This is a genomic window from Mycobacterium sp., from assembly GCF_052144515.1.
Classification (GTDB): domain Bacteria; phylum Actinomycetota; class Actinomycetes; order Mycobacteriales; family Mycobacteriaceae; genus Mycobacterium.
The window spans coordinates 1-3,558 of sequence record NZ_JBKQQD010000057.1 but is presented as its reverse complement, the minus strand read 5'-3'; the positions used below and the strand labels follow the sequence as shown (position 1 = coordinate 3,558).

Genomic DNA, 3,558 nt, shown 5'->3' with positions numbered 1-3,558 from the left:
CCCGGAAGCAGCTATCCACTGGGCGCTACTTTCGACGGTGGCGGTACCAACTTCTCGCTGTTCTCCGAGATCGCCGAAGAAGTCGAGTTGTGCCTGATCGGCGACGACGGTCAGGAAGCTCGAATCGGCCTCGACGAGGTCGACGGATACGTGTGGCACGCCTACCTGCCGAACGTCGGCCCGGGACAGCGCTACGGGTTTCGGGTGCACGGCCCCTTCGACCCGGCGGCCGGTCACCGATGTGACCCCAGCAAGCTGTTGCTCGACCCGTACGGCAAGTCGTTCGACGGGGAGTTCACGTTCGGTCAGGCGCTGTTCTCCTACGACATGGCCGTCGCCGCGAAGGACCCTGCCGAAACCGGTACTCCGCCGCAGGTCGACTCGCTCGGGCACACCATGACCAGCGTGGTGATCAACCCGTTTTTCGACTGGGCGACCGATCGCGCGCCGCGCAGGCCGTATCACGAGACGGTGATCTACGAGGCGCACGTCAAGGGGATGACCGAGACCCATCCCACTGTCCCCGAGGCGCTGCGCGGCACCTACGCCGGGCTGGCTCACCCGGCGATCATCGACCACCTCAAATCGCTGAATGTCACCGCGATCGAACTGATGCCGGTGCATCAGTTCTTGCACGACAGCCGGCTGCTGGACCTGGGCTTGCGAAACTACTGGGGCTACAACACCTTCGGATTTTTCGCACCGCACAACCAGTACGCCGCCAACCCGCAGGCCGGGGGTGCGGTGCCTGAATTCAAGTCCATGGTCCGGGCGTTCCACGAGCAGGGCATCGAGGTCATCCTCGACGTGGTCTACAACCACACCGCCGAAGGCAACCACCTCGGACCCACGATCAACTTCCGCGGCATCGACAACGCCGCCTACTACCGGCTCCTCGACGAAGATCTGCGGCTCTATAAGGATTTCACCGGCACCGGCAACAGCCTCAACGCGCGCCACCCGCACGTCCTGCAGCTGATCATGGACTCGCTGCGCTACTGGGTGACCGAGATGCACGTCGACGGGTTCCGCTTCGACCTGGCCTCCACGCTGGCCCGCGAGTTCTACGACGTCGACCGACTGAGCGCGTTTTTCGATCTGGTGCAGCAAGATCCGGTGGTCAGCCAGGTCAAGCTGATCGCCGAGCCGTGGGATGTCGGCGAAGGCGGCTACCAGGTCGGCAACTTTCCGGGTTTGTGGACCGAATGGAACGGGAAGTATCGCGATACTGTGCGCGACTACTGGCGGGGCGAGCCCGCGACCCTGGGCGAGTTCGCGTCCCGGCTGACCGGGTCGTCGGACCTCTACGAAGCGACCGGCCGGCGCCCCGGCGCCAGCATCAATTTCGTCACCGCTCACGACGGGTTCACGCTGAACGATCTCGTTTCGTACAACGGGAAGCACAACGAAGCCAATGGCGAGGACAACCGCGACGGGGAGAGCCACAACCGCTCGTGGAATTGCGGCGTCGAAGGCCCTACCGATGACCCGGAAATCCTGGACCTGCGGCGCCGGCAGATGCGCAACATCATGGCGACGCTGATGCTGAGCCAGGGCACACCGATGATCGCGCACGGCGACGAGATCGGCCGCACCCAGCACGGCAACAACAACGTCTATTGCCAGGACTCCGAATTGTCCTGGATGGATTGGTCGCTGGTGGACAAGAACAGTGATCTGCTGGCCTTCACCCGCAAAGCCACCGCCCTGCGCAAAATGCATCCGGTGTTTCGGCGACGCCGTTTCTTCGAAGGGCGACCGATCCGCAGCGCCGACGAGGTCCGCGACATCGCTTGGCTGACGCCCGCCGGCGAGGAGATGACAGCGGAGGATTGGGACAGCCAATTCGACAAGAGCATCACGGTGTTCCTCAACGGTGAGGCGCTGCACGAACCCAACGCGCGTGGCGAGCGGGTGATCGACGACTCGTTTCTGTTGTGTTTCAACGCCCATGACCATGAGGTGGACTTCGTCATACCCCATGACGACTACGCCAAGGAGTGGACAGCCGAGCTGGACACCACCGATCCCACCGGAGAGGTGAAGCTGGTCGTGAACGACGGCGGCGAGATTTCGCTACCCGGCCGGGCGTTGCTGGTGTTTCGTAAGACGCGGTAGCACATGGCGTTTCCGGTACTGTCCACTTACCGGGTCCAACTGCGCGGTGCGTCGAGCGGTTTCGGGTTCACCTTCGCCGACGCTGAGCGGCAGCTGGACTATCTCGACGAGCTCGGGGTGTCGCATCTGTACCTGTCGCCGATCCTGACTCCGGTCAGCGGGTCGGCGCACGGTTACGACGTCACCGACCCGACGACGGTGTCGGCCAAACTCGGCGGCCCGGAGGGTCTGGCGCGGCTGTCGGCGGCGGCGCACGCTCGCGGCATGGGCTGTGCTTTTTCCTCCTCTGCGGAAAAGGCGGCCAGGAGCCAGAGCAGGTTCACGATGGCCGCCACGAACGATAATCTGCCAAGGAGGCCCTTCATATCCGACGTTCCTTTCAAGGGATCCACTTGTAATTCTACGTTTACAAACGATCTTCGAGCAGGAGCGTTATTGACACAGGTCATGCCGCGCGCTGCAAGCGTGCCGGGGCCTCCTGCCGTTTTTGCTCGGCCGCCAATCGGTCAACGAGGGCCTCGATGTACGCTTCGCAGATCGGCAGGGCCTCGTCGGCGGTGGCGCAGTCCATGTCGTCAACATGCCAGTAGGTAATGCGATCGGCCCAGGCGGGGAATTGCTCTGCCATCATTGCCTGGTGTTCGGCCTTCTTGACGGCCACGATCAAATCGGCTTCTTCAAGGTCCACTTCGGAAAGCTGAATGGGAAATCGTCGGCCGTCGAAGGGAACGTCCCGGGCGGTCAACCGGTACGCGGTGAATTCGGAAATGGGGCCTTCATCTGCCGCCACCCTCCAAGTCTTCAACCCGCGGGAGGTTGCCCGCCAATACAGGCCGCGCTTCTCGGCCAGGGCATTGAAGAGGTACTCTGAAAAACGAGAGCGATAGTAATTGCCGGTGCATATGAAAACAACGCTTTTGAAAGTCTTGGACATCTTCACTGATCCTGCGGTACGTGAATCGAGGGGTGGGATCATACGAAGATTCGACCAAACAGGACAGAGGAGTTCTTGCCGAGTACGAAACGCAGGTAGGCACATTTTGACTCGCGTCAATTTAGGAAACTTGGACAATTTAGTGAATGGCTATGGCTCCTACGCTCCAATCCTGATAAAATAAATCATCAAGACAGGTCCTCAGCAGGTGTCGAGACAAATGGCAAAGAAAACAGCAAAGAAGAAACCGGCCGCGAAGGTGTCGGCCAAGAAAAAGCCGAAAAAGCCGGCCCCGAAACCGGCCAAAGCGGCAGCGAAGAGACGGATCCGTGATCTGCGGGGAAAACGGATCCGTGATCTGCGGGGAAAAAAGCACCCGGACAACGCCCCCAAACCGGTGAAAGCGGCGCCAAAGCAACCGCCGGTCAAGGTGGCAAAACCGGCAGACGAGCCGCAGGCGCCGGTGCAGCCGGAAGTCACTTGGGTCGTATGGCAGGACGCAAGGG

At 61.6% G+C, this 3,558-nt stretch carries 3 protein-coding genes and 1 pseudogene; 3 read left to right on the top strand and 1 reads right to left on the bottom strand.

Features of this window, described 5'->3' with window-relative positions; all coding sequences use genetic code 11:
- Together glgX and ACLP9N_RS03020 are read left to right on the top strand one after the other, a co-directional pair.
- Window positions 1-2,118: glycogen debranching protein GlgX (glgX, locus tag ACLP9N_RS03025; protein ID WP_442406006.1), on the top strand; the 2,118-nt coding region annotated here is incomplete at its 5' end.
- Between the two features lie 3 nt (window positions 2,119-2,121).
- A pseudogene (locus ACLP9N_RS03020) lies at window positions 2,122-2,388 on the top strand (alpha-amylase family glycosyl hydrolase); the annotation flags it as partial.
- 175 nt (window positions 2,389-2,563) lie between these two features.
- Here ACLP9N_RS03020 and ACLP9N_RS03015 read toward each other — a convergent pair.
- Complete coding sequence (locus ACLP9N_RS03015) at window positions 2,564-3,052, bottom strand: arsenate-mycothiol transferase ArsC (RefSeq protein WP_442406005.1); 489 nt, start codon at window positions 3,050-3,052, stop codon at window positions 2,564-2,566.
- Between the two features lie 220 nt (window positions 3,053-3,272).
- Between ACLP9N_RS03015 and ACLP9N_RS03010 the strand changes: the two genes are divergently transcribed.
- The coding region (locus ACLP9N_RS03010) for a hypothetical protein (RefSeq protein WP_442406004.1) at window positions 3,273-3,558 on the top strand (286 nt) is incomplete at its 3' end.

Excerpts from the sequence above, each read along its gene's own strand:
- ACLP9N_RS03015 (WP_442406005.1), bottom strand. The coding sequence starts at position 3,052 with ATGTCCAAGACTTTCAAAAGCGTTGTTTTCATATGCACCGGCAATTAC.